Genomic DNA, 26,264 nt, shown 5'->3' on the forward strand with positions numbered 1-26,264 from the left:
CGCACTTTGTACGGTCGCCATCGCTGCATTCGGGTGAGAGCCCATAGCGCCGCGCGCATTGGCGACCCAGTCTGACGTTTAGCGAGCTAATCACCGCGTCGTCTGATGTTCTGTTTTGCCCGTATAGCACTCAAGGGTCTCCATTAAAATCGACACTAGTAACCAAATCGATCAAGCGCCTTACGGATAGCCGCGGCATCTTTATACGGAAAATGAACAGACTTCCCAGCCACATCCCCCTCCCAACCCTCACCAAGCTTGCTCATAAGATTCCGGTCCACTGGGAACAATTTATCCACGCTTGTCGGTGCATATTGATACGCATATATCTTATAATAATCGCCAAATACATCTGCATTTCTTGACCGCGCCTCCCATTTCACTAAAACAATTATGTGCCTGTTTCTTCGAAACAGAATTGTTATAACCTGAGGACTTCCACCTTCTATTTGATACGTATCGATGATCCTTGATTTTCCATCTTCACATATCCACCTCAAATCGACGGTGTGATCCGGGCGACCGATCGCGACACGCTCAGTTTCGATTGCATATAACGATAAATCGCATCCGCGCTTCAGCTGACCGGCTGATAGTCTCTGTACCAAATACTCATCGCACCACGCAGGTGCAGACCACGAGATAGTTAAGAAAACCAAAGAAAGTAACAATCCTTTTAATTTTTTCACCACCCGTACTCTCCATTCAATGTCGAATCCCACTCCCACCTGCACGGCAAGCATCCTTGATTGATTACATTGAACGCAAGCTTCGTTGCGCTTCTGCGACGCGCCAGGTCTTTCAGTGCCGGGTTTATTTTTCGCGTAACCTCTTTTACGTCATTAGTATCAGCGCAGGGCCCTATTGCACGCATACTCCAGTACCACGCGGAAGAATCAGCCGCCACGTGCTGGTCACTTTCAACTTTGGACGGATCAGAAACGACGTCAATTCCGCTCCACGTCTTATAGCGCTCGTAATTTTCATACCAGGTGAGATGCAATAATCCTCGTCCACGATAGTCGACAGATGGATATGCATTGGTTCCAAATAACACAATGCCGAGCTCCGAGTCGTTTCTTATAAGGTGCGCTTTTGCATATTGCTCAATCTGCGATGAAGACCAGTCTGGGTGTAGACGCTTCAATCCAGTCGAAAGTGCACTCTTATAAGTAATCCAGAGACGATCTCCATCCGTGTACCACAAGCTTTCTCGAAATGCAGTAAATCCTGCACACTCAACCGAGCACTGCCCGAGGAAATGCGCGACGCGGCGGCATGTATTGATTCCGTACTTTGCGAAAGCCGAAGTTAGTTCTTGAGCGAAACCATTTGCGCTGTCGCTATTGATCTGCGGAAAAATACTCCCGAGAATTTCTGATGTAATCGTCAAATTGACGCCACAATGCGTGCAGGCGAGTTGAGGCGGGAGCGCAAAGTTGGCTGCTAACCCAATCGGATGAATATGAAACACATCGGGTTCCGGAAAGCCCGGCACCCGAGCCTTCACCTCATCCCACCACGCAAGCTTGCCGATCCGCTTTAGCTCTTCCTCGCGCTGCGGCTTCGTGCCCGTGCGCTGGTCGAGTTCCGCAATCAGCTTCGTCCATTTGGCCGGGTTCGCCCACTCGCTCCCGTGCTTCACGATCAGCCGCGACGCAGCCTGCACGAGCCACGGATAACCGCCCCGTTCGGTGTTCGACAGCGAGCACAGCTCGACGGCCGCCTGCCGGCCGTCGCCGCGCGTGAACAGCGCGTCGTACACCTTCAGCATCAGTGGACTGAGCTTCGCGCGCGAGGCCGTGTCGGCCACCTCGGCATGACTTGCGTAGTCGATCCATTGCGCAGAGTTCGCAAAGATCGTATGGGTCGCATCGTGAGCGTCCTCGATGCACCGGAAATCGATCCACTTGCGCGAGAATTCGCGCGTGACCATGCCGCCCTTGTGGTTCGACTCCCGTACCCAGCCCTCGATCGGATGCCCCAGCATATTCGCGCTCTGGACAAGCCACCAGTTCACCGTGCGCTGCTGGAGCGGGTCCGGCTTCGGTTCCGCGTAGTGCCGGCTTCTGTCCCGGGCGAGCCCGGCCAGCGGGTAGACCTGGACCACATCGGTCTTCCTCGACTGCGGCTGCACCCCTTCGGCGAACGTATCGCCGTTACGCTGGTTCAGCACCGTGTTCGGCCCGATCCGCAGGATGGTCGGATCGGCGGGCAGGCCCAGCTCGCTCCAGTCCTCCCTGTGCGGGCCATGCTGCGAGATCCACGCGCGGCTCTGCTCGATAAACGGCCTGATGCTGTCGTCGCAGAACACTTCGATGTGGGCCATGCGTGTCCCGCTCGCGCCGCCTTCGGTCAGCGCGTCATAACGGCCCATGTGGCCGATCGGCTCGCCTGCCCTGATGCAGAAGCCCGCGCCTTGCGCATCGTCCGGCCGGCAATCCGCAGCCGCGGTGATCACCACCTGGTCGAATGCTGCGTCCGGGAAGACTTCATCAACCAGCGGGCCGCCGTTTTCCTGACCCATGCAGATCCATCCGCCGATCGCCGCCGACGCTGAAACGAACGTTCCGGCAATCGGTGGATGCAGCTGCGCGCCGTGCAGGTCCTTCAGCTGCCCCCAGCCCTTCTCCTTCTTTCCGATACTGACGCTGGCGCCCTGCGGCAGGATGCCGATCGCGTTGCTGTGCGGCGTCGGCGCAGTGCGTACACGCAGGCCAAGCTGCCTCGCGTCCGCTGCCTGTCCGTTTCTGCCGATGACCGGTCTGTCACGCGCGAAAGAGGTGACCAGCCACTGCCTCGTCCAGTAAGACGGTTTTCCCCGCGCCGGGAAATTCGCATAGTCCTCATCGGACATCAGGTGCATGTACAGGCTGTAGAACGTCAGCGCCGAGCCGCGCGGGAACTCCATCGAGTGGCGCAACAGCGCAAAGCCGGTGCTGTACGGCGCGCGAAGCGTGGCGCCGCCCGGCGCGGCAAACTCGCTGACCGGGTAGGCGCGGTTGGCGCGATAGGCGATCAGATGACCGTCGGCAAGCGCACGCAGACCCGCATCGAGGTCCATTGCCCGGCCCGCACCGGCCTCGGTGATGTGGATGCCGCCATGCCACATGCCGCTCCTGCTGACGGGATACGAGCCGGACGGCTCGCGTTCGGCCAGCAGACGGTGAAGCTCGTGCTCGTCGGTAAACGGCGACGCCTTCTGCGCCTTGCCTTCGGCTTTGCGCAGGAACGGAAAGGCAAACTGCAATTGCCGCAGTCGAGGTTGTGCGGGTTGAGAAGCTTGCGCGGGTTTCTTCGGCGTGTGCTTTGTTGTCATGAGTCAGGCTTATTCAGAGAAACCGAAGTCAATGGCGGTCTTTACGTCCTTCACAGACGTCTTCGTCCACATGGGAAATTTGAAATTGCCTCCATCTGCGCCACTGATATTCAAGCCCCCTCTCAATTCAATTTCGCCTGAGGGGCTACCCAAAAGAATCTTGCCGCCCGACAACCGGATATAGGCACCGGACCCGTCCCCGATCGTGACGCCTTTGTTCCCTGTGATCGTGACCTCGCCATCCGACGAGCTCACGACCATGTCCTGCATTGACATCAATTCCATCGCATCGCCTTGGGCCTGAATTTGCACCTTCCCCTTGGCGGCAAGTAACCGGATGCCTAGCAGTGCCGCGAGAATGGAAATCGCCTCGCCGGCGGCGACCGTCACTCGCTTGAGCACTCCGATATCGAGACCCGCGCCTGCCGTGAAAAATGCCTGCTTTCTTGCCGCAATCTGAATGTGTTCCCCGCTAGCGATACCGATCCCTTCCGGCGCGGTCGCGACGATCGCAGGACGCTGCAACCTCGCGAGCTTTTGATCGATCAACACGCTCTGCTGGTCTGCTTCCGCTGGAATGGCGTTCGCCTCATGTGCCGACGCGTTGAGCGAGCGCAGGATTTCCTTCGACTCGCCAAATGTCGCATCAGCATTGAGCATTTCGAGCAAATCCCCGGAGGCAGCCAGTTGCGCCTCTGCAGACACCATATTTCCTAGCGCGCCGCGAGACACGGCATGTGCGTCCGAACGCATTTCGGCGCCGTGCCCACGCTCCTTCCGGTCGGCATCGACCAAATGCCCAAGATTGAGTTCGCTGGTCTGGTAAGGCGTCGACAAATGGCTGTGCTCGACACCTTCCTTATCTTCGATACACCACTCGGTGCCACCGGCCGTACGGACGATATTGCACGTATGGTTCAGGTTGTTGACCAGATCCGGGTGCTCACTGTCGTGCATCGCGCCGACGATGACGGGCCGATCCGGATTCCCTTCCGTAAAGAGAAGCGCCACCTCCGTTCCGTCGATCAGTGGAAAGTGATGCCCGTAGTTGTCCCCACTATAGGGTTTCGAAAGCCGAACCGGCCGGCTCGTGCCGCCTGGGCTCCATTCGTCGAGATCGAACGGGAGCTTGACCACGTAGTGACCCCGCTCGTCCAGATACGCGTACTTGTAGTTTCCTGGCGATGTCACGCGTGCCGGGAGAATGCCCTGGATCGACGGCCGCGTTGCCGCATCGACTTTCGGCCGCCAGACACGATGCGAGGGAATAGCCTGAAATTGGATCGCATACGACTCACTGCGACCACCGCCCGATTCAACCGACGTGATCAGCAGGCCGTGCGGCGCATCCGCCCCATTCTGATCGAGCCGCATCACCTCGCCGGCTTCGAGCGCAAACGGATTTCCCTTTCCCGCGAACGTGACCTGTTCGGCCAGAAGTGCCTCGTGCCTCAGCCGCGCGATGCGTCGACCTTCTTCCCGTGTCTCGTAGTGCTCGCCCCAGCGATAATAAACAGCATCGGTTGTCTTATCCTCGGGCGCGGCATTGTGTTCGACGAGCAGTTCCACCGCGGCCTTTCGATGGTTGTAGTCATTGAGGTTGACGCCTCGTACAACGCGCTTTGTGCGGCGCTCAAGTGACTTGATCGCCTCAGCGCCCACGCTTTCCAGGCCCGCATCATGCCGCAGAGGTACGACTCGCTGATTGCGCGAGTACGCATCGAGGTCGTCACCGAACACCACAACCGCGCGATCCTTCCTCTGCTCGAAGCGAAACCAGATTCCCTCTTCCGCTGCTATACGCCGGATGAATGCGAAGGTAGTCTCGCGATATTGCGTGCGGTACTCATGCCGCTTGTACTCGCCACGCAGCTTGAACTCGAAATCGACACCCGCCCTGAAACCAAAGTGACGTAGCGTATCGGTGATGATCTCCTCAACCGACTGTTTCTGGAACAGCCGGCTTGTTACACCGCGATTTAAATCCGCCAGGTTGGGCTCGAGCACGACGCGGTAGCGCGTTTCGTCCGACGACGTCTCCAATTCATCGAAACAGGTGATGATGCCGTGCACGGTCCGCGCCGGAGGCTTCTTGCTGAATCGCTCTGCGTTCTCACCGAACATCTTCTGCAAATAAGCGAGGTCCGGATCGATCGGGTCGACAATGAACTTCGCCGGCCTGCCAAGCACCTGGTCCATCGGAATGCCGGCGACTTCGCTCGTGAACTCGATCTCATAGCAATACAACTCGCAAAGCGCGTCGCGCCCTGTAAATCGTAGAACAGAGAATGGCGCAGGATGCGGCGCGAGCCTTAGCTCATAAGCCTGCGAAGGCAAAACCATCGACATCTTCGTCTTCTCCTCACAAACGTGCGACCGGCGAATGGACGTGCGCTACCGGCGCGCCAACGCGGGCGCGCTGGTCGCTCCTGTGCGTTACCTATGAGTCAGTTCTTGGCCTTCGGCATCTGCGACACGAGCGACAGCCCGATGTCCATCCCTTCCACCTGGAAGTGCGGCACGATAAACAGCTTGATGCGGAAGAAGCCCGGATTGTCCTCGATGTCTTCGACCGTTACCGTAGCCTCGCGCAACGGATGCGATGCCTGCAATTCATCGCCGGGATCTTTCATTTCGGTCACAAGACCCTTAACCCAATTGTTCAGCTCGAGTTCGAGCAACCGACGATCTTTGGTCGTACCGATGTTTTCGCGCTGAATCAGCTTTAGATAGTGCGCGATGCGGGACAACAGGAAGATGTACGGCAATCGCGCGTTGATACGACTGTTCGCCGTCGCCTCCTTCGTTTCGTAGATCGCAGGCCTTTGCGCCGAGTTTGCCGAGAAGAAGCACGCGAAGTCGTGATTCTTATAGAACGACAGTGGGATAAATCCGAGATTGGCGAACTCGAACTCTCGCGTCTCCGGAATCAGCACTTCAGTCGGAATCTTCGGCTGAGAGCCGGTACCGAGGTCATACAGATGCACCGGTAGGTCTTCCACCTTACCGCCGGCCTGCGGGCCGCGAATCTGCACGCACCACCCGTTATTGACGAAGCTACGCACCATATTCACGGCGAAAGCGAACGACGCATTGACCCACAAATAACGATCGTGGTCCGGGCCTGTGACCGCTTCTTCGTAATTAAACGTGCGTACCGGCGTCGTATCTTTCCCGTACGGCAAACGTCCAAGCACGCGCGGCATGGTCAACCCGACATAGCGCGCATCGTCCGTGTTTCGGAAGCTCTTCCATTTGATGTACTCCGCGCGATCGAAGTAGTTGCCGATATCCTGAATTGCGGCGACCTCTTCCATCGTTCTCTTGCCGAAGAACGCTGGTCCGACCGACCCGATAAACGGCATATGTGCAGCCGCCGCGACCTTGGAAATGTTGCGCAACAGGGCGACATCCTGTGGCGAGTTCGCAAATTCGAAATCGCTGATCATCGCGCTCACAGGCTGGCCACCCGGTGTGTCGTATTCCTCGATGTACGTAAGACGATACAAGCCGCTCTGAATGACCTCAGGCGTGTCTTCGAAGTCGCGCGTCAAAGCGTCCTTGGACACGTCGAGCACTTCAATCTTCGCGTTCTTGCGGAAGTCCGTGCGCGATACAAGCATCTTGAGCCCACGCCAACGCCCTTCCAGCGCCTGGAAATCGGGGTGATGCATTACCGCGTCCAACTGACGGCTGATTTTTCTGTCGATCTGACCAATATGGAAGTCGAGCAGCGATTTGTCGAGCCGGTCGACTGGATGGCTCGCGGTGCTGATCAAATCGAGGAATGCACTCATGCCTCGCGCAATCCGCTCGTCGGCCGAGGCTTCCGAAAGCATGTCGCTGTCGCGAAACGCCTCGAGCGGGCGAGCTTCTCTAACGGGCCTCAGGTTGATCTTGCTGCACAGCGATGCATACAAGCTGTCGCTTGCAGCAGAGGGGTCGAAATGCGATCCCTCAAGGACGATAGTTTCAGTTGCCCCGTGCCGGGTTTCGTTCTGTTGGTTCATCTCGTTGTCTGCCTGCGTTCGTGTCGCCATATGGTTGCGGAATGCGGTAAGCGCGCGTTTTGCCTCGCTGCGCTTACGCATGCCCTTCCTGCTGCGTAGCCGCGCTGCCGATCTGCGCCAGCTCGTGGCGTAGTCGTTCCGACAGATATCGGTCCTTCAGGATCTTTTCGAATTCGCGACGGAACGTGCCGTTGTCGAGTAAGTTCGATTTAAGATCGCGCAACAGATTGCGCATAGCCAACAGCGCCTGCAGTTCCGGAATCTGCCGCGCGACCTGCTCGGGCTCGAAGTCCCTCATTGACCGGAACGCGAGATGCACCGGTAACTCGGACCCGTCGTCGACGAGGGTGTTCGGTGCAGCCGTCTTGAGGTCTGGCGCGTAGTCGGCCAGCACTGCATCGAAGTTGCTCTTGTCGATATTGACCTTCTTGCGCTCAGCGAGCGGCGCCTGCTCTCGCCCCGCGCTGAAATCGCCTGCCACTAGAAGCTTTAGCGGTAACTCGACCTTCTTCCGGGCTCCGCCCGTATGCAGGTCCAACGTAATCGAGACGCGACTCTTCGGAATTTCGCGCTGGAAGCTGTCCATCTGTATCCGCTCCAATCTATTTAGATAAATTAATCCCGCCGATCCTACCCGGCTTCGCTCGGCGATCCGCGCAGGACGACGTGATTACTTGCCCCAGTCATTTAAATAAGCAGGGATCTTTTTACTACTGCGTGTTGATTATGTTCGCACGAAAAATAAACAAGTAACCATCTCATAAATATCATTGACAAATATTTGCAAACGCCATCCTAAGGCGCCCAATCCCATTCTTATGCAGCAGCGCCGCCAGATAAGGGATTCATGGGAATTTTCGCAATCTAAATATATGCGTCCGTCAGTCAATTTGACATTTCCTGAATATCTTTAAATAACTTAAATGGCTGAAAATATTGTTTGCCATTGGATTTGTTCATCGCGTACACTCCGCTCTCACGATTACGAATCCGATACTCAAGGTTTGCAGGTTTATTTGCTTTATTCAGTCGACGCTTTTGTATGTGTGTCCGATGCTCACGCGTCTCCTCATTGCGATCTGATCGTCGCTATTCAATTCTTTAAACCGTTTTTGCGCTACACCTATGCGGATCGATAAACCGCTCTGGCATGAAGGCCTGATCCTCACGCAACAGCACTTTCAACAGCACGAACGTTGGGCTGAATTCTCGCTGCGTCAGATCGCAGCGGCGTCGCTCGTACAGCCGTGGGGAACACTTGGCGTCGATGTCGATGAAGAAGCGCTCTCAGCGAGTCGCCTCAAGCTCACGCAACTGAAATTGCGCTTTCCGGATGGCACCCCGTTCGACTCGACCGTCGCGGATGCGTTGCCGCCTGCCCGCAATCTGTCACAGGGATTACCGGTCGATCTGCAAAGCGTCGTTGTGCTGGCAGCGCTGCCGCTTGCCAATGCGAATGGCAATAACTGCCGCTTCGATGAAGACTCTCTCGCGCGGCCGCGCCGGTCGTTTCGAGAATTCGTGCAGGTCGCGGATCTGAACGGCACCGGCGAAGCGGAGATCGCCGCCGAGCGCCACGCGGTGCGACTGCTATTTGACTTCGAACCAAACGAAGACGACACGGTATGCGCGATCGCCCGCCTCACGCGCTCGAGCAGTGGCGAGTTCAAACTCGATCACCGCTACGTACCTCCTTGCCTGACCTTGGCCGGCCATCCGCTGCATATCGAGCGGATCAATCGCCTGGCGGACATCCTGCTGGCGAAGAGCGTCGCACTCGGAGCACGCCGCGGCGAGCGTATCGAGCAGGTCACCGAGTACGGCGTGGCGGACGTGCAACTCTTCTGGCTCCTGCACTGTATTCATGCGGCGTGGCCACAACTGCAGTTTTTCGCGTCCCACCCGTCGCAGCCGCCCGAGCGGCTCTACACGGTACTCGCTCAGCTTACCGCCGCGTTGATGACGTTTTCGACAGGCGCACAACTCACGGACATCCCGACCTACGATCACGCGCATGCCGAAGATGTTTTCGCGCGGCTCGAAACGAAGATCCGTGAGTTGCTCGACGCGATCATTCCGTCGCGCGTCGTGTCCATTGCGCTAACGCAGAAAAGCGCGACAACCTGGACCGGTCTTTTCGCTGACGAACGCATCGCGACCGACCCGGCGGACTGGTATTTGTCGGTCAGCGCAGCGTTGTCGCCGTTCGAACTTGTCGAGCAATTCGCGCGACTGTGCAAGATCGGCGCACCCGACGATGTCAGGCAAATCGTCAATTCGGCGCTCACGGGCATTCCGCTTAAGCCGGTACAGCGCGTGCCCTCCGCGATTCCAGTGCGCCTCGACAACCACTATTTTGCGCTGGACGCTGACGATCCCGCACACGCGCGCATGCTCGCTGCGCGCGCTTGCCAGATCTATTTACCCGCATCGATTCCCGATGCGACGCTTCAACTCCACGCGGTGCTGCGGTCATGAATCTTTTCGGCTTCGCCCCTTTTTCAAGACTGGTTGACTACTCGACGGATGCCACTCGCACATCCTCGCAATGCATGCGTAGTCTGCTGCGCGACACCGCACTGGTCGTCACCCAGCTCTCGGCGAACCAAACGCCGACTACCTACAGGTTGCTTCGCGACCGCGCTGAGGAACTGGTTACGCAGTTTGCCGCCGCGCTCGAGCGTCACGGTTATCCGCGTGATGTGCGCGAGGACGCGGTCATCGCTCAATGCGGACTACTCGATGAGACGGCACTGCGCCATCTATCCGCCAATGACCTATCACAGTGGGATGCACAACCTCTGCAAATTGTGCAGACCGGTCGGCACGATGCCGGTGAAAGCGTATTCGAACGACTCGAGCAACGGATGATCGAGGCGTCGCCCAACGTCGATCTGCTTGAATGCTATGAAACCATCCTCGCATTGGGTTTTGTCGGCCGGTATGCGTCGCTTTCATGGAACACGCCGGAAGGCGACGGCGCCGCAAAACGCGCGGCGCTCATCGAGGCGCTCAACACGCGACTGCAAACGCTAAGACCTGCGCGAGACCAGACGTTCGTCGTCGAACGTTCAGGCTGGCGTTTTACAGACTCGCTCTATCGCCTGTCGCCGTGGGCAATGACAAGCATCGCTGGAGCGGTGGCGGTTGCCATATGGTTCGCGTGGAACGCGACGCTCGATGCACAAGCCGCACATCTTGCATCGCAGGCGGTGCGCCCGTGACTCGGTCTGTCAAGTCCGCCTTGCTGGAACCCGCGCGGGACGGGTCGCCGCCGTCGGAACCGATGTCGTCCGTGCCGCCGCGCTTTGCGTCAACGCCGTTCGAGCGCATATCGCACGCTCAATCTGCTACCGAGCCGGATGGCTCGGCAGCGATTCCGTCCAACACAGCGACGGCCCTCGGGAACGAGGGCCTCGGCTATCCGTTTCGGACAATGGTGGCGCTTGCCGCGGTGCTTGCACTCGCTGTGCTGTGGTTTATTCCGCGACTAGGCCAGACCCCGGTCTTGCTGCTAACGGCGTTCATCGGACTGCTGGCCTTTGCAGTCGTATGGCTGCGCACCCGGCAACTCATTTCCGCTCGCTCGCAAAACGCGCGTGTACTTGCAGCGCTTGGCGCTGCGGCGTCTGAGATTCCAGTTCGATTGCGGACGAATATGCCTCTGGTCGTCGTCACCGGCGACGGCTTGCCTGCGATCTTCGATCGCGTCGGCGAAGCGCGCTTCGTGCATATCGGCGAGGGTGCAATCTGGATACGCGCGGAACGGCCGCGGGATCTGCCGAAGCTTTCGGTTGCGGTCCGACAGTGGCGCAATGGCCGAGCGCCAGAGGCTTTTGTGCTTTCGGTCGCGCCGGCTCTGCATTCGGACCTCGACACGTTGACGCAACGACTTCGCGTGATGCGTCAGGCGATAGCCGACGCGTCACGAATGCTTGGCGCGCGTTTGCCAGGCTACCTCGCCATCTATCAACGGGTAACGGCCGATGGAAATTCACATGAAACAGCCGCCGCAACGATCGATGGCGTAGTCGGCACGAGCTCGTCTACCTTATCGAAAACAACGCCGAATACCACGGCCGAATCTCGCTGGCAGTCATCGAGGTTCATGACAGGCATCACGGGACCGCTGTGGTATGGCGTGTCATCAACCAGGCGCATTCTTCCGGCGGCAGTGGTTTCCGGCCGCCTGGAAAAAATGCCCGAGAACAGCGCTGCCGGCCTCTTCGAATCCATCACCAAGGCCGCCGAAGCCAACGCGTTAAGCATCAGTGCATCAAACGCCATTGCTTTAAACGCCGACGCCTTAAGCGCGGATGTGCAACGCGCCAACTCAATCCATCGGGCGGTCACCCGCGCCGCCGCCCTGCCATCGCTCATCGACTGGACCTGGAGAATCGTGATCGAGGCTTTAACCGATGATCGGCAGCCTTCGGCTCCATGCACGCTACATGGCGTCGGCTGGGTCGACTGCGGTCCCGCAACGGGAAGAGGCAAGCCTTGGGAAAGAGACGTCGAGTCGCAAACCGCCGTCGTACCGGCAACCATGCCGGCATCGCCGTCGCCATGGCCTCTGCCGCAGCCGCTCATTGAAGCGATGCCGCAGCAGCGCTGGGTCCCGCCTCGCCTCGCTGCGCTCGCGCACGCTGTAGCGCTGACCGCATGCGCGGCGGCAATCGCCTTCTGGGGCGCCGCGTCGAACAACGTGACCTTGATCGACCGTATCGGCGCCAACCTTCAGCGGTACGCAAAAATCCCCGCGGCGCAGGATGCCGCGAGGCGCGACGCGCTACAGGCACTCGTCGCCGACCGCGATCAGCTCGAGCATTACGCGCGCCTCGGTGTTCCACTGCATCTGTCGTTCGGCATGTACCGCGGCGCACAGTTGATGCCGGCGCTGAACGACGCAATCGCGACATACGAGCCTCCTGAGGCTCCCCCGGCAGTCGTCACGCTCGACAGCATGTCGTTATTCGACAGCGGCAACGCGCAACTGAAACCAGGCTCGACGCGTGCGATGGTCGGTGCGCTCGAGATGATCAGGGCGAATCCCCGCAAGCGGATTCTCGTTGCCGGGCATACCGACGCAACCGGCGCACCGGATAGCAACTTGCGGCTGTCGATCGCACGTGCAGCCGCCGTACGCGACTGGCTGGTCGACGCGTCAGGCATGCCGGCCACGCAGTTTGCAATCCAGGGGTATGGCGATACGCGGCCCATCGCGAGCAACGACGCATCCGAAGGTCGCGCAAAGAACCGGCGCGTCGAAATCACGCTCGTACCCGATACGGCTCCTCAGCGCGTTGATAGCGCATCGACAGCGCGTTGATGGAGCATCGATAACGCATTGGTCACGAATCTGTATTCAACCCGATTCACCAATCCGTTTGAATCCCGAAGCGCTCCGCTTCGGGAATTGGGGCCCCGGAGCCAGTTGCTCCGGGTCATCGTTGCAGTACGAAACAGCAGGAAAAGGGAGAGAAAATGGCGATTCCAGCATATATGTGGCTCAAGGATGATGGCGGCGCGGACATCAAAGGCTCGGTAACCGTGCAAGGCCGTGAAGGTAGTGTCGAGCTTGTCGCATTCGATCACAGCGTCCACATTCCGACCGACGGCAACACCGGCAAGCTCACGGGCACCCGCGTGCATAAGCCGATCACCCTCACCAAAGAGACGGACTCGTCCACCCCGTATCTCTATAAGGCGGTGACGAGCGGACAAACCCTTAAGAACGTTGAAATCAAGTGGTACAGGATCGACGACGCGGGCAAGGAAAAAGAATACTTCAACACGAAGCTCGACAACGTGAAGGTTGTCGCCGTCAAGCCAAAGATGCTCGATATCAAGAACCCGGACTTCGAGAAGCATAACCATCTTGAAGACGTGGAACTGCGTTACGAGACGATCACGTGGTCTTACAAGGATGGCAACATCATCCATAAAGACACGTGGAACGAGCGATCCTGATCGTTTGAGCCGATGTCGTGCGGCGCACTTGCCATGCACTTGCCACGCACTTGCCACGCAGGCACCAAACGTACGTAGGTACCGGCGCCACACGACAGTCTCGAAAGCATCTGTTTCGCCAGCTCGCTCCGCGGCGCAGCTGGCGCATCGAACCGACGATCAACGGCAGCCAAACGCCGTACCAGACGCAATGCAACGTCTGCCACGCTTTTCTGGCCGTGTCATTTCATCCCGCGAGACGATCGAAGCATGTCCGTTACGAATACCCGAGATACGTCTGCGCTGCTGCGCAGGCTCAACCCTCACTGCGCGCGCGCACTCGAAGCAGCCGCGAACCTTTGTCAGGCGCGTCTTGCGGGCGAAATTTCCGTCGAGCACTGGCTATTGAAACTGATTGAGGCCGGCGACGGCGATGTCCCGGCGCTGCTCGAGCATTGCGACATCGATATCGATGCACTCTGGCAGGCGCTACTCGAATCGATCGCCCGCGCGCCACGCAATCTGCGCGGTAAGCCAGCGCTGTCGCTGCAGGCTGCTACGGTATTGCAGGATGCGTGGAGCCTCGCGTTGGTGGACGCCTTGACTGACACCACGGGTGACGTAATCCGCTCGAGCCATTTGCTCCAGGCTATTATGGAAGCGCCGCACGTATTGCATACGCGCCGCGCGCTTTCTCTGCTACCACTATCCGCCGCACAGATCCGCAGGCTGATGCCGCGGCTTGGTTCCCGATCGACCGAACACGTAGCGACGCCGCCACCTGTCACCGAATCGGCCACCTATACGCTTGCGCCCGTGCAAACCGGAGCAATCGGAGCCATCGCCGCAACAGAAGCGACCGACGAAACCGCCGCCACCCGAGAGGCCCGTCGGTGCGCCCAACCCACATCCGCGCGCCAGCAAGCGGACGTATCATCGTCCGCGCCGGCATCTCCTCAACGCAGATCTAACGCATATCAAGCAATACACTCTGCCGACGAAGCTCTCTCCCGCTTCGCGCTCGACCTGACCGATAAAGCACGCCGCGGCGAAATCGACCCGGTCTTCGGACGCGATCGCGAAATCCAGCAGATGGTCGATGTTCTCGTGCGCCGGCGTAAGAACAATCCGATTCTCGTCGGCGAACCCGGTGTCGGCAAAACGGCACTCGTCGAGGGGCTTGCACTGCGCGTCGCCGAAGGGAACGTGCCGAATCTGATCCGCGACGTGCGTATTCTTACGCTCGACCTCGCCCTGTTGCAGGCCGGCGCTGGCGTCAAAGGCGAGTTCGAACAGCGTCTCAAGAACGTCATCGACGAGGTCCGCGCGTCACCGGTGCCGATCCTGATTTTTGTCGACGAGGCGCATACATTGATTGGCGCCGGCAACGCCGCAGGCGGAGCCGATGCGGCCAACCTGCTGAAACCCGCGCTCGCGCGCGGCGAACTGCGGACCATCGCTGCGACCACGTGGTCGGAGTTCAAGGAGTTTTTCGAGCGCGACGCCGCACTCGAACGCCGCTTTCAGATCGTCAAGGTCGACGAGCCCGACGACGAAGCCGCATGCCTGATGCTACGCGGGCTCGTCAACCGCTACGCGCAATACCATCGCGTACATATCCGCGATGACGCACTCGTTGCGGCAGTCAGGCTGTCACGTCGTTATATTCCCGCGCGGCAGTTGCCCGACAAGGCCGTCGACCTCATCGACACCGCGGCGGGCCGCGTCCGCATGACGCTCGAGTCGCCGCCGGCGGAATTGCAACGCGCGCGCGCAGCGGTCGTCGCGCTCGAACTGGAACGCGCAACGCTCGATGCAGACGAGGCGGCCGGCATCGAAGACCATCAAATCAGTCAGACGCGCCGCGCCACGCTCGACGCGCTGCTCTTAACCGCTACCGAAGAACAAAAGAAACTGCAGGCGCGATACGAACAGGAGCTCGCTCTCGTCACCGCGCTGCACGCACGCCGCGACGCCGAACCACCGATGCGCGATCCGTTCGCGCTAAGCACCGCCCGCGAGGCGCTCGCCGACGTACAACGCAGTTCGCCGCTCGTGTTCGCAGACGTCGATGCGCAAGCGGTCGCACGTGTGGTCGCCGATTGGACCGGCATCCCGGTTGGCGATCTCGTCGACGACGAGCTGCAGCGCCTGCTTACGCTCGAAGCACAGCTTGCGCAGCGCGTCGTCGCGCAAGACGATGCGCTTGCCGCGCTTGCACGAAGCCTGCGCACCGCTAAAGCGGGGCTCGGCAACGAGCGGGCTCCGCTCGGCGTGTTTCTGCTCGCCGGCCCGTCCGGCGTCGGCAAGACCGAAACGGTGCTGGCAATCGCCGACCTGCTGTTCGGCGGCGAGGCCGCGTTGACCACGATCAACATGTCCGAGTATCAGGAAGCGCATACGGTCTCGCAGCTAAAAGGGGCGCCGCCCGGCTACGTCGGCTATGGACGCGGCGGCATTCTGACCGAAGCAGTCAGGCGGCGGCCATTCAGCGTCATCCTGCTCGACGAAGTGGAGAAGGCGCACCGCGACGTGCTGGACCTTTTCTATCAGGTGTTCGATCGCGGCACGATGCGCGACGGCGAAGGACGCGAGATCGACTTCCGCCATTGCGTGATTTTGATGACGTCGAACCTCGGCAGCACGCAAATCGACGATGCGACCGCCGATAACCGCGCAATCTCGCAAGCAGAACTGCTCGAAGCGATCCGCCCGTCGCTGACGGCGCACTTTCAGCCAGCGCTGCTCGCGCGTTTCCAGACGCTCGTCTATCGGCCCCTCGACCTGCCCGCGCTTGCATCGATCCTGCGCCTCAAGCTTGCGAAACTCGCCGACCGCCTGCGCCGACAGCACGATGTCCTGTTCGCGTGCGACGAGGCGCTAGTCGACGCACTGGCACAACACTGCGTCGCGCGCGACTCGGGCGCCCGCAGCATCGACGCATTCATCGATCAACGCATTTTGCCCACCGTTGCGCGTGAATTGCTCGTGCGCATCGCGACCGGTACCGTGCCCGCCGAAGTGCGGCTTTCGGGTTCACCGGAGGGCAAGCTCACAATCGACTTTATCGAACGCGACATCGCGCAAAGCCGCCGTACACCTCCAATAACTGCGACTGCGACCGCGACCACATAACAAAGCCCCCGCAACCAGCATACCCGCGAAACCATGCCCGCCGGCCCATCCCTCCATGACATCCTGCTCGCGCATATCGACGGCGAGCCGCTCCATGCGCACAGCGATCGCACGCTCGAGTGTCTGAGCGTGCAGCAAAACGTGCGTCGCATTCTGAACACACGAGCCGGCGCGCTCAAACATCTGCCGGACTACGGGCTGCCCGACCTGAGCAGCATCTATAAGGCTTTGCCGTCATCCGCACACCGGCTCAAGGAACAGATGGAAGCCACGCTGCTCAAGTACGAGCCGCGTATCCGCTCGATCGACGTCACGATTATCGACAACGATGACCCCGGCGTGCTCGTCAGCTTCGAAATGGCGTGCCATCTACGTAACGCCGGGCTCGTGCGGTTCGGCACGCACTTCGAGCCGCCCGGCCGGATGCGTATCGAGCGGCGCTGAGCGCAGCCGCATTCACCCCTTATCGACATCGCGAACGGCAACCATCGGAACTAGCGGCTCCTCACCGCATCCGCCGCTTGGACAATAATGTGCGTCACGACCTGCGGCGTTGCAATCATCGGCGAATGGTCGACCGCATGCGAATGCACCCGCGCATTCATGCGCGTGGCGAGCGCCACTTGTTTCTCGGGATTGATCATCCGGTCCTGTTCAGCCACGAGATACCAGTTGGGCCGCTCTCGCCAGAGCGGTCCCTCGATCGGCACGCCAATGCACGCCGCTGAAATCGGCCACTGCATGGCGGCGAGCACCGCCAGTTCGTCCGCGCTCGCCTGCTGCGCGAATGCCGCTACGAAGGCGTCGTCTGAATTCGATCGCGACGCCGCTCGATGTCGAGATCGACTGGATCGATGATGGCGAAGACTTGCTGGCCTGGCTCGGGCAGGCGTCGCTCGTGCGAACAGCAGCGCCGCTGGCGATCGCCGGAATCGCTGCTGCTGCCGATCGCGCAGACGCTCGCGACACTGATCTGCAACGAGAACTTTCTGCACGTGAAAGTTTGCGGGCGGCCCCAGTGCACGATGCTGTTCGCCGACCATACGCGCGGCCATAGCCGCAGATAGTGCAGCATGTCCCTTTGCGGAAACCGCGCGAAAGTCGCTGCGCATCGCAAACGTCAGAAAGAAATGCCGCAACACCCGTTGCAAAACACGCTCCGAGGCCCCGTTGCACAGCGAATGCGGCCACTAGACCACGACAAACGCGTACGCGATTGCAAAAACGCACGGCGCGCCTCGCGACGCTCGAAAACGCACTGCACGAAGCCCCGTTAAAATAAAACCCGCGATTGAGCACCCGATCGAACACTGCGCAACGGAACGGCGCAGAGAATGGCGCCGAAAGCCGTTCCGCGTTTTGCAAGGTACCCACATGCGGATTCTGGTCGTCGAAGACGAGCCCAAGACGGGCGCATATCTGAAGAAAGGTCTCGAGGAATCGGGCTATAGCGTCGACGTCGCGGCCGACGGCGCCGATGGCCTGATCCTCGCACAGGAAGAAGACTACGACGTCATCGTGCTCGACGTCATGCTGCCGACAATGGACGGCTGGGCCGTGCTGAAAACCCTGCGCGCCACGCGTTCCACGCCGGTGCTGTTTCTGACCGCGCGCGACGACATCGACGACCGCGTGCGCGGCCTCGAACTCGGCGGCGACGACTACCTCGTCAAACCGTTCGCCTTCGTCGAGCTGCTCGCGCGCGTGCGCACGCTCGCGCGCCGCGGCCCGCCGCGCGAAAGCGAATTACTGAAGGTGGGCGACCTCGAAATCGACGTGAACCGGCGGCGCGTCAAACGCGGCGCGAATCGCATCGACCTCACGCCGCGCGAATTCTCGCTGCTGCAACTGCTCGCGCGCCGCCAGGGCGAAGTGTTGAGCCGCACGCAGATCGCGTCGTACGTGTGGGATATGAACTTCGACAGCGACACGAATGTCGTCGAAGTCGCGATTCGCAGGCTGCGCGCCAAAATCGACGATGGCTACGACGTCAAGCTGATCCAGACCGTGCGCGGCGTCGGCTACGTGATCGAATGCAAAACGCCCGACTGATGGCCGGCCGGTCGCTGACCACGACGCTCGCGCTCGCGTTCGCGGGCACGACGATCGCGGTGTTCGCGCTGGTCGGCAGCGTGCTCTATTTCGCGCTCGAACGGCAGGTCACGCACCAGGACGACGACGAAATCGTGCTCGCCGCGCGTCACACGCGACGCCTTGCCAACGAGCTACGCTCGTTCGACGACGTGCGCGCGCATGCGGACCGGCTCACGAGCCAGGTGCTCGGCAACACGGCGCTGTCGATGGACGTGCGCGACTCGGACGGCAACATGCTGTCGAGCCACAACACGGCGGACGGCGCGACGTCGATGCTGGCGCCGCTCGTCGCGACGCAGCGCGTCGCGCAAGCCGAACGCATTACCGACACCGCCATCGTCGAAACGCAACAGGGCTCGCGCATGCCCGTGCGCGGCCTCGCCACCGATGCGCTACTGGCCGACGGCAGCGCGGTCACGATTGTCATCGCGCGCGACATGACCGACCGCTGGCTGCTGCTCGACCACTATCGCGACCGGCTGTACGGCGCGGGGTTCGGCGGCATGCTGCTCGCGTTTCTGATGAGCTGGATGCTCGTGCACGAATCGCTGCGCCCGCTACGCGAGCTTGCGGCACATGCGGCAGCAATCACCGTGGACCGGCTGCACGCGCACATGAAAATCGACGATGCACCGCGCGAGCTCGCCGTCGTCATCGCATCGCTCAATGCGATGCTCGACCGGCTTGCCGGCGGGTTCCAACGGATGTCGCAATACACGGCCGATCTCGCACACGATATGCGCACGCCGCTCGCGAATCTGCGCGGCTCGACCGAGGTCGCGTTAGCGCGGCCGCGCGGTGTCGAAGAATATCAGGCCTTGCTCGAATCGAACCTCGAGGAATGCGAACGCTTGTCGCGGATGATCGAAAGCGTGCTGTTTCTTGCCCGTGCCGAGCATCCACAGTTCGTCACCCATATGAAAACGCTCGATGCGCACGCGGAACTCGCGCGCGTCGCCGATTACTTCGAGGGCATCGCCGACGATGCGGGCGTCAAGGTACGCGTGCTCGACGCCCGGCGTATCGACAACAAGACCAATAGCGAAAATGAAAGCGAAACCAGCGGCAGCGCGTTCCGCGCCGATGCGGAACTGTTCCGGCGCGCGGTGTCGAATCTGCTCGCGAATGCGATTCGCCATACGCCGCGCGGCGGGAAAATCACCTTGAGCGCGCAACCGGAGCGCGCCGCGGAAAGTCTGCGCGTGAGCGTCGCGAACGAGGGCTCGCATATCGATCCGTCCGCGCTCGAGCGCGTCTTCGACCGCTTCTACCGCGCCGACCCCGCGCGGCGCACGGCGCCCGCCGGGCCCGCGTCGACGGGCCTCGGCCTTGCCATCGTGCGCACGATCATGGAACTGCACGGCGGCAGCGCCTTCGCCGAAAGCGACGAAACGGGCACGCGTTTCATTCTGCTTTTCCCATTGAAGCGGAAGTAGTCGAGGTTGAAGTGGCGGATGCGAGCACCGCCCGATCCCATCCCCCGCCCAGTGCGCGCATCAACTGCACGCTGGCGTCGATACGGCGCGCGTCGATCTGGTCGACGGTGCGCTCGTTCGTCAGCGCGATCGTCTGCGCGGTCACGACGTCGAGATAGCTGACCGCGCCCGCATTGAAGCGGTTCGTCGTCAGTTGCAGCGAGCGTGCCGCGGCGGCGGCCGCGAGCTGCTGCGTTTGCGCTTCGCTCGCCAGGGTCGTGAGCGCGGAGAGCTGATCCTCGACCTGCTGGAACGCGACCAGTACCGTCTGCCGATAATCGGCCACCACGCCGTCGTACTGTGCATGCGCGCCTTGCAGCGCCGCGTCGCGGCGGCCGCCATCGAAAAGCGTGCCGGCAATTTGGGCGCCGAGCGACCAGAAGAGGCTCGGCGCCGTCAGCCACGGTGCGAAAAACGTGCTTTCGAGGCCCGCGCTCGCCGACAACGTGAGGTTCGGATAGTACGCCGCACGCGCTTCGCCGATCTGCGCGTTCGCCTCGGCGACGCGCCGTTCGGCCGCCGCGATGTCGGGCCGGCGTTCGAGCAGTTCGGACGGCACGCCTGGCGGGATGTCGGGCACCGGCACCGCGGCCGTGATCGGCGCAATCGTGAACGTCGAGGCCGGCTCGCCGATCAGCGTCGCGATCGCGTGCTGCAACTGCGCGCGCTGCAAGTCGATATCGGTGTCCTGTGTGCGCGTGCTTTCGAGTTGCGTCTGTGCCTGCGCAACCGCCGATGCATCGACGACGCCCTTCTGGAACTGCTGTTGAATGATCTTGAGCGCGGCTGCATAAGCAGTCACCGTATCGTCGAGGAGCTTCTTCTGGATATCGAGTGCACGCAGATCGAAGTAGTCGGCGGCGAGATCCGCGCTGACAGACAGACGCACCGCATCGAGATCCGCTTGCGACGCCTGCGCCTCGTCGCGCGCGCCGACCGTCGCGTCGCGCACGCGTCCGAACAGGTCGGGCTCCCAGCTCGCGTTCAGACCCACCGAATAGTCGGGCTCCGTCACGCCCGCAAGCGAGCGGTGCTTGATGTTCTGCGACGTGCGATAGCGCAACGTCGAAGCGCCTGCGCCGACTGTCGGAAAGAAGCCCGAACGCTGGTACGCGACCATCGCGCGCGCCGCCTGCAATTGCGCGACCGCTTTCTTGACGGTCTGGTTCGAGATGTCGACGCGGGCTTCGAGGCGATTCAGTTCATCGTCGTTGAAGACGGTCCACCATGGGCCGCGCGGCGTCGCATCGGCGGGAGCGGCGAGCGACCAGCCATTCGTCGATTGCGGCGGCGAAGACCGCGGCGAGGTCGTCGCGCTGGCGATGCCTGCTTGCGTGCCCGCATAGCGAGCCGGCACGTCGACTTCGGGCTTCGTGTAAGCAGGCAGTGTCGAGCAGGCCGCAAGCGAGCACGCAAGTAAGGCAGCGAGCATGACGCGAGCGCGGTTACGCTTCAGGAACAGGGGCGGCGTTGTCATCATCGACTCCTGATTGTGCGCATCGGCGCGTGTCATTTGTTCGCCGCCGCAACCGTGCGCGCCGTCGCCGGCGGTTCGATCGCGACGCTCTCTCCGGTCACGATCGCATCGCCCGGGTTGTTGATCACGCGGTCGGACTTCGCCAGTCCCGTCGCAACTTCGACATAGGTGCCAAAGTCGCGGCCGATCGTCACGGTCTTCAATTGCACCTTGTCGCCGGGCCCGGCCACCGCAATCGTCACGCCGTCCGGCCGGAACAGCAGCGCGCTGACGGGCAGCTCGAGCGCCGGATGCGCGGAATCGAGCTGCACATGCACCTGCGCGTACGCGCCGGGCAGCAGCGCACCGTCTTTGTTGTCGACGTCGACTTCGACGCGCAGCGTGCGGCTCACCGGGTCGATCGCATCCGCACTGCGCGCGACCTTCGCATCGAAACGCCGCCCCGGATATTGCTGCGTCGTCAGATAGACAGGCGTGCCCGTGCCGACTTCGCTCGCATCGTTTTGCGGCACGTCGATAAAAACGCGCAGCGTATTGGTCTCTTCGATATGGAACAGTTCGCCCGGCATTGCTGCGAGCCCCGGCGTGCCGCCAGCGGTCACGAGCGCGCCGACGTCGACATTGCGCGCGGTGATCACCCCGTTGAACGGCGCCGTCACCTTTTCGTACGACACGAGTTCCGCGAGCCGCGCGACGTTCGCCTGCGCCGACGCGAGAATGGCGCGCTTCGCTTCCATATCGCTCGTTTTCGCGTCGGCGTCCTGCTGCGCCACCGATTGCGTCTGCAACAACTGCTGCCAGCGTTTTGCAGTGGTGTTCGCGTAGTCGTAGTTCGCCTGCGCGGTCGCTTCGTCGGCACGCGCCTGGCGCAATTGCGCATCGAGTTCCGGCGTTTCGATCACGGCGAGCGTGTCGCCGGCTTTTACTTTTGCGCCGATATCGGTGTACCAGTGCAGCACGTATCCGCTCGTGCGCGCATAGATCGATGCATCCGCATACGGCATCACCGAGCCTGGCAACAGCAGTTCGCTCGACGCGGGCGCGGGCTTCGGCGTCACGATCGACACCGGCAGCGCGCGTTGCGCAGCGACCTGCTCCGTCAACGCGCGCTTCGCTTCGAGCCGCGGCACGAGGCCGATCGCAAGCAATACGGCGGCAAGTCCGCCGATCACGAGCGGCAGCGCGCCATGGCGCCGTCGACGCGCAGGCAGCGATGCGCCCGTGCTCGCGTCAGACACGTTGCTGTCGCCCGGCTGGGCCGGCCCGGTTTGCGTGGTTTCCTCGGTTTGGGGGGTATTCATCGCGGATCTCTATCTGAAGAAGGCATCACGAACAGATCGCATCGGATCTCGAAGAAGGCGCTGTCATGGTTTATGCGTGCGCGGAAGTCGAGGAATCGACGGCGCGTCCCGACTTTCTGCGCTTTGCGAGCCAGCCATGGACCATGCCGAACACCACCGGCACGAAGATCAGCGTCGACATCGTGCCGGCCGCGAGGCCGCCGATCACGGCGCGGCCAAGCGGTGCGTTCTGCTCGCCGCCGTCGCCGAGGCCGAGCGCCATCGGCAGCATGCCGATCAGCATTGCGAGCGCTGTCATCAGCACCGGACGGAAGCGGCTGAAGCCGGCGTCGAGCGCGGCGGCAAGCGGCTCGATGCCGGCCGCGAGTTTTTCGCGCGCGGTGTTGATCACGAGAATGCTGTTCGCCGTCGCGATGCCGATACACAGAATCGTGCCGGTCAGCGCGGGCACGCTCAATGTGGTGTGCGTCGCGAACAGCATCCACGAAATGCCCGCGAGCGACGCGGGCAAGCCGCTCACGATGATCAGCGGATCGAGCCACGACTGAAAATTCACGACCATCAGCAAATAGACGAGCACGATCGCGAACACGAGGCCGAAGCCGAGTCCGCTGAACGATTCGTTCATCGACTGCACCTGGCCGCGCACGACGATCGACGAACCGGGCGGCAATTGCGCGCGCGCTTCGTCGACGAGCTTCGATACGTCGGATGCGACGCCGCCGAGGTCGCGCCCTTGCGCGGATGCGAAGATATCGAGCACCGGCTGCACGTTGTAGTGCGAGACCACTGCCTGCTGCGTGCCGCGCGACATCGTGCCGAGCGTGCCGAGCAGGTTCTGCGGATTGACCTTCGGCGAAACCGTGGTGATCGGGATATTCGCGAGCGTCTGCAGCGAGTGGATGTCGTATTGCGGCACTTCGGCCATCAGCGGATAGCTGACGCCGTTCTTCGGGTCGAGCCAGAAATTCGGCGACGTCTGCGAGCTGCCGGACAGCGCGATCAGCAGGTTCTGCGCGACGTCGCGCTGCGTGAGGCCCGCCTGTATCGCCTTGGTTCGATCGACGTCGACATTGATGGCAGGCTCGTCGCCGGGCTGCTGGATGCGGGCGTCGACGAGGCCGCGCACGCCGCGCAGTTTCGTCAGCAGTTCGTTGGCGACCACGCGGTTCGCGGCGAGCTTGTTGCCGACGATCTGCACGTCGATCGGCGCAGGCAAGCCGAAATTCAGGATCTGGCTCACGATGTCGGCCGGCAGAAACGCGAACGCCACGCCTGGAAACGATGCGTTGAGCACATTGCGCAGCTTTGCGACATATTGGGCGGTCGGCTTGTGATCGGGCTTCAACGTGATCAGGATGTCCGCGTCCGCGGAACCGATCGGGTCCGACGAGTCATACGTCAGATTGATGCCGCTGACGGGCACGCCGATGTTGTCGAGTATCGATCCCTGCTCCGAGGCCGGAATCACCGTGCGGATTCTGGCTTCGACTTCGTCGGTGATGCGCGCGGTTTCTTCGATGCGCGTGCCGGTCGGGGCGCGCAGATGCAGACGGATTTCGCCGGTGTCGACGGCCGGGAAAAAATCGCGGCCGATAAACGGTACGAGCACGAGCGAACCGAGGCACAGCAGCAGAAACAGCGGAATAAAGCGGCGCCGCCGGGCAAGCGCGCGTTCGAGCGCGCCGCGATACACGAGGCGCAGCGCCTCGAAACGCCGCTCGAATGCAGCCTGAAAATGCGCGAATACAGCAAAGCGGCCCGGCTGCGATGCGGCGTCAGGCGCGCCCTGCACCTTCTTCTTCGCTCGCATCAGATACATCGCGAGCGTCGGAATCAACGTGCGCGAGAAGAAATACGACGCGCACATCGCGAACACCACCGCCTCCGCCAGCGGCACGAACAGATAGCGTGCCACGCCCGACAACAGAAACATCGGCACGAATACGATGCAGATCGACAATGTCGAAACGAAAGTCGGCACTGCGATCTCGCCGGAGCCGTTCAGAATCGCATCGTGCAGCGCTTCGCCGTTCTCGAGATGATGGGTGATGTTCTCGATCGCGACGGTTGCGTCGTCAACCAGTATCCCGACGGCGAGCGCGAGTCCGCCGAGCGTCATGATATTGATCGTCTCGCCGAGCGCGGACAGTGCGACGAGCGAGGTCAGCACCGCGAGCGGAATCGATACGGCGATGATCAGCGTCGCGCGCCAGCTGCCGAGAAACAGCAATATCATCGCGGCGGTCAGGCAGGCGGCGATCGCTGCTTCGCGCACGACGCCGTTGATGGCCGACTTCACGAACACCGACTGATCCGACAACGGCGTGACCTTGAGCGCGCTCGGCAGGCCCGCCTCGATCTTCGGCAGCATCGACTTCACTTGCTGGATGATCGTGAGCGTCGATGCGCTGCCGGTCTTTTCGACTTCGAGCAGCGCCGCGCGCTTGCCGTCGCTGCGCACGATATTCGTCTGCGGCTCGTAGCCGTCGATCACATGCGCGACGTCGCGCACATAGACTACGCCGCCGTTCACGGTCTTGATCGGCAGGTTGTTCAGCGCGGCGATCGAGTCGGTGCTGCCGTTCATCTCGACGTTGTACTCGCGCGTGCCGATCTTCGCGGTGCCGCCGGGCAGAATCAGATTCTGCGCATTCACCGCGTTGACCACGTCGAGCGGGGCGAGGCCCTTGGCCTGCAGCGCGGCCGGATCGAGTTCGACGATCACCTGGCGCACTTTGCCGCCGAACGGCAACGGCACGGCAGCACCCTGCACGGTTGCAAGCTGCGTGCGGATAAAGCTGTTGCCGAGGTCGTACAACGATTGCTCGGGCAGCGTGTCGCTCGACAGCCCGAGTTCGAGCACCGGCACGGTCGACGCGTTGTAGGTAATGATGTTCGGCGGCAAGGTGCCGGGCGGCAGCAGCCGCAACAGCGATTCGGAGTTCGACGACGCCTGGGCCACCGCACGGTTGATGTCGGCGCCCGGGTGGAAGAACACCTTCACCACCGCGACGCCGTTCAGCGACTGCGATTCGATGTGTTCGATATCGTCGACGTCGGTCGTCAGCGCACGTTCGTAGATCGAGGTGATCCGCTGCGCCATGTCCTGCGCCGACAGGCCATTGAACGACCAGACGATGCTGACCACCGGCACATTGATATTCGGGAAGATATCGGTCGGCGTACGAACGATCGCGAGCGGCCCGATGATGAACAGCAGGATGGCCAGCACGATGAACGTGTACGGGCGCTTGAGCGCGAGCTTGACGATCCACATGACCAGACTTCCTCGAAGATGAACGACGTGCGAGCCTCCTTCGCGTCAGCGCGTCAGCACAGGCTTGGCGCTTCATGCGGCCGCGAAGTGTCTCGGGATGGAAACAGTGTGCGCTGCCGGCCATTACCCGTTTCCGACGCGTTGATTACGAGTCTGTTATCTACGCGCCGATAGGCGTGGTCGTGGGCTGAAGCGGGCTGGAGCGGGTTGCTGCAGGTTGCTGA

At 61.4% G+C, this 26,264-nt stretch carries 17 protein-coding genes; 8 read left to right on the plus strand and 9 right to left on the minus strand.

All coding sequences use genetic code 11. The annotated features are described in order from the left end of the window. Positions 1-155 precede the first annotated feature (155 nt). From QYH69_RS02645 to tssB, 5 genes are all read right to left on the minus strand, one after another. Positions 156-689: a hypothetical protein gene (locus tag QYH69_RS02645; RefSeq protein WP_308830373.1), complete on the minus strand. Its 534-nt coding sequence runs from the start codon at positions 687-689 to the stop codon at positions 156-158. After that, positions 686-3,319, minus strand: coding sequence for a glycoside hydrolase family 19 protein (locus QYH69_RS02650; RefSeq protein WP_308830374.1), 2,634 nt, complete (start codon positions 3,317-3,319; stop codon positions 686-688). The genes QYH69_RS02645 and QYH69_RS02650 overlap by 4 nt, the downstream gene beginning before the upstream one ends. A gap of 9 nt (positions 3,320-3,328) precedes the next feature. After that, the gene (locus QYH69_RS02655; RefSeq protein ID WP_308830375.1) at positions 3,329-5,668 is read right to left on the minus strand and encodes a type VI secretion system tip protein VgrG; all 2,340 of its coding nucleotides are present in this window, start codon (positions 5,666-5,668) and stop codon (positions 3,329-3,331) included. 98 nt (positions 5,669-5,766) lie between these two features. Continuing rightward, entirely contained in the window at positions 5,767-7,329 is a 1,563-nt protein-coding gene (gene tssC, locus QYH69_RS02660) for a type VI secretion system contractile sheath large subunit (RefSeq protein ID WP_308830376.1), read from the minus strand. A gap of 73 nt (positions 7,330-7,402) precedes the next feature. Continuing rightward, positions 7,403-7,915, minus strand: a complete 513-nt coding sequence (tssB, locus tag QYH69_RS02665) for a type VI secretion system contractile sheath small subunit (RefSeq protein ID WP_308830377.1) — start codon at positions 7,913-7,915, stop codon at positions 7,403-7,405. Between the two features lie 539 nt (positions 7,916-8,454). On the opposite strand from tssB, the gene tssK reads away from it, so the two are divergent. The 6 genes from tssK (at position 8,455) to tssE (ending at position 16,857) form a co-directional block, all read left to right on the plus strand. Then, the gene (tssK, locus tag QYH69_RS02670; RefSeq protein WP_308830378.1) at positions 8,455-9,807 is read left to right on the plus strand and encodes a type VI secretion system baseplate subunit TssK; all 1,353 of its coding nucleotides are present in this window, start codon (positions 8,455-8,457) and stop codon (positions 9,805-9,807) included. Then, positions 9,804-10,553: a DotU family type IV/VI secretion system protein gene (locus QYH69_RS02675; protein ID WP_308830379.1), complete on the plus strand. Its 750-nt coding sequence runs from the start codon at positions 9,804-9,806 to the stop codon at positions 10,551-10,553. Before tssK ends, QYH69_RS02675 begins: the two co-directional genes overlap by 4 nt. Positions 10,554-10,765: 212 nt before the next feature. Next, positions 10,766-12,658, plus strand: a complete 1,893-nt coding sequence (locus QYH69_RS02680; RefSeq protein WP_374992340.1) for an OmpA family protein — start codon at positions 10,766-10,768, stop codon at positions 12,656-12,658. Between the two features lie 155 nt (positions 12,659-12,813). Next, positions 12,814-13,299 carry an Hcp family type VI secretion system effector gene (locus QYH69_RS02685; protein WP_308830380.1) on the plus strand — a complete coding sequence of 162 codons (486 nt, stop codon included), beginning with the start codon at positions 12,814-12,816 and terminating at the stop codon, positions 13,297-13,299. Between the two features lie 249 nt (positions 13,300-13,548). Continuing rightward, positions 13,549-16,413: a type VI secretion system ATPase TssH gene (tssH, locus tag QYH69_RS02690; RefSeq protein WP_308830381.1), complete on the plus strand. Its 2,865-nt coding sequence runs from the start codon at positions 13,549-13,551 to the stop codon at positions 16,411-16,413. A 33-nt stretch (positions 16,414-16,446) separates the two neighbouring features. Further along, complete coding sequence (tssE, locus tag QYH69_RS02695) at positions 16,447-16,857, plus strand: type VI secretion system baseplate subunit TssE (RefSeq protein WP_308830382.1); 411 nt, start codon at positions 16,447-16,449, stop codon at positions 16,855-16,857. Between the two features lie 50 nt (positions 16,858-16,907). Here tssE and QYH69_RS02700 read toward each other — a convergent pair whose 3' ends face one another. Beyond that, positions 16,908-17,168, minus strand: coding sequence for a hypothetical protein (locus QYH69_RS02700; protein ID WP_308830383.1), 261 nt, complete (start codon positions 17,166-17,168; stop codon positions 16,908-16,910). 619 nt (positions 17,169-17,787) lie between these two features. Here QYH69_RS02700 and QYH69_RS02705 point away from each other — a divergent pair. Continuing rightward, a complete protein-coding gene (locus QYH69_RS02705) occupies positions 17,788-18,465 on the plus strand; it encodes a heavy metal response regulator transcription factor (protein ID WP_308830384.1) in 678 nt (225 codons plus the stop codon). After that, the gene (locus QYH69_RS02710) at positions 18,465-19,943 is read left to right on the plus strand and encodes a heavy metal sensor histidine kinase (protein ID WP_308830621.1); all 1,479 of its coding nucleotides are present in this window, start codon (positions 18,465-18,467) and stop codon (positions 19,941-19,943) included. The genes QYH69_RS02705 and QYH69_RS02710 overlap by 1 nt, the downstream gene beginning before the upstream one ends. Here the strand turns inward: QYH69_RS02710 and QYH69_RS02715 are convergent. The 3 genes from QYH69_RS02715 to QYH69_RS02725 all read right to left on the minus strand — a co-directional run bounded on the left by QYH69_RS02715 (position 19,912) and on the right by QYH69_RS02725 (position 26,040). Beyond that, positions 19,912-21,459, minus strand: coding sequence for an efflux transporter outer membrane subunit (locus QYH69_RS02715; RefSeq protein WP_308830385.1), 1,548 nt, complete (start codon positions 21,457-21,459; stop codon positions 19,912-19,914). The genes QYH69_RS02710 and QYH69_RS02715 overlap by 32 nt on opposite strands. A gap of 32 nt (positions 21,460-21,491) precedes the next feature. Then, entirely contained in the window at positions 21,492-22,760 is a 1,269-nt protein-coding gene (locus QYH69_RS02720; RefSeq protein ID WP_308830386.1) for an efflux RND transporter periplasmic adaptor subunit, read from the minus strand. A gap of 70 nt (positions 22,761-22,830) precedes the next feature. Next, on the minus strand, positions 22,831-26,040 hold the full coding sequence (locus QYH69_RS02725) for an efflux RND transporter permease subunit (protein WP_308830387.1): 3,210 nt from the start codon (positions 26,038-26,040) through the stop codon (positions 22,831-22,833). Between the last annotated feature and the right edge of the window lie 224 nt (positions 26,041-26,264).

It is taken from the genome of Paraburkholderia sp. SARCC-3016 (assembly GCF_031119615.1).
In the GTDB taxonomy this organism is placed as follows: Bacteria; Pseudomonadota; Gammaproteobacteria; order Burkholderiales; family Burkholderiaceae; genus Paraburkholderia.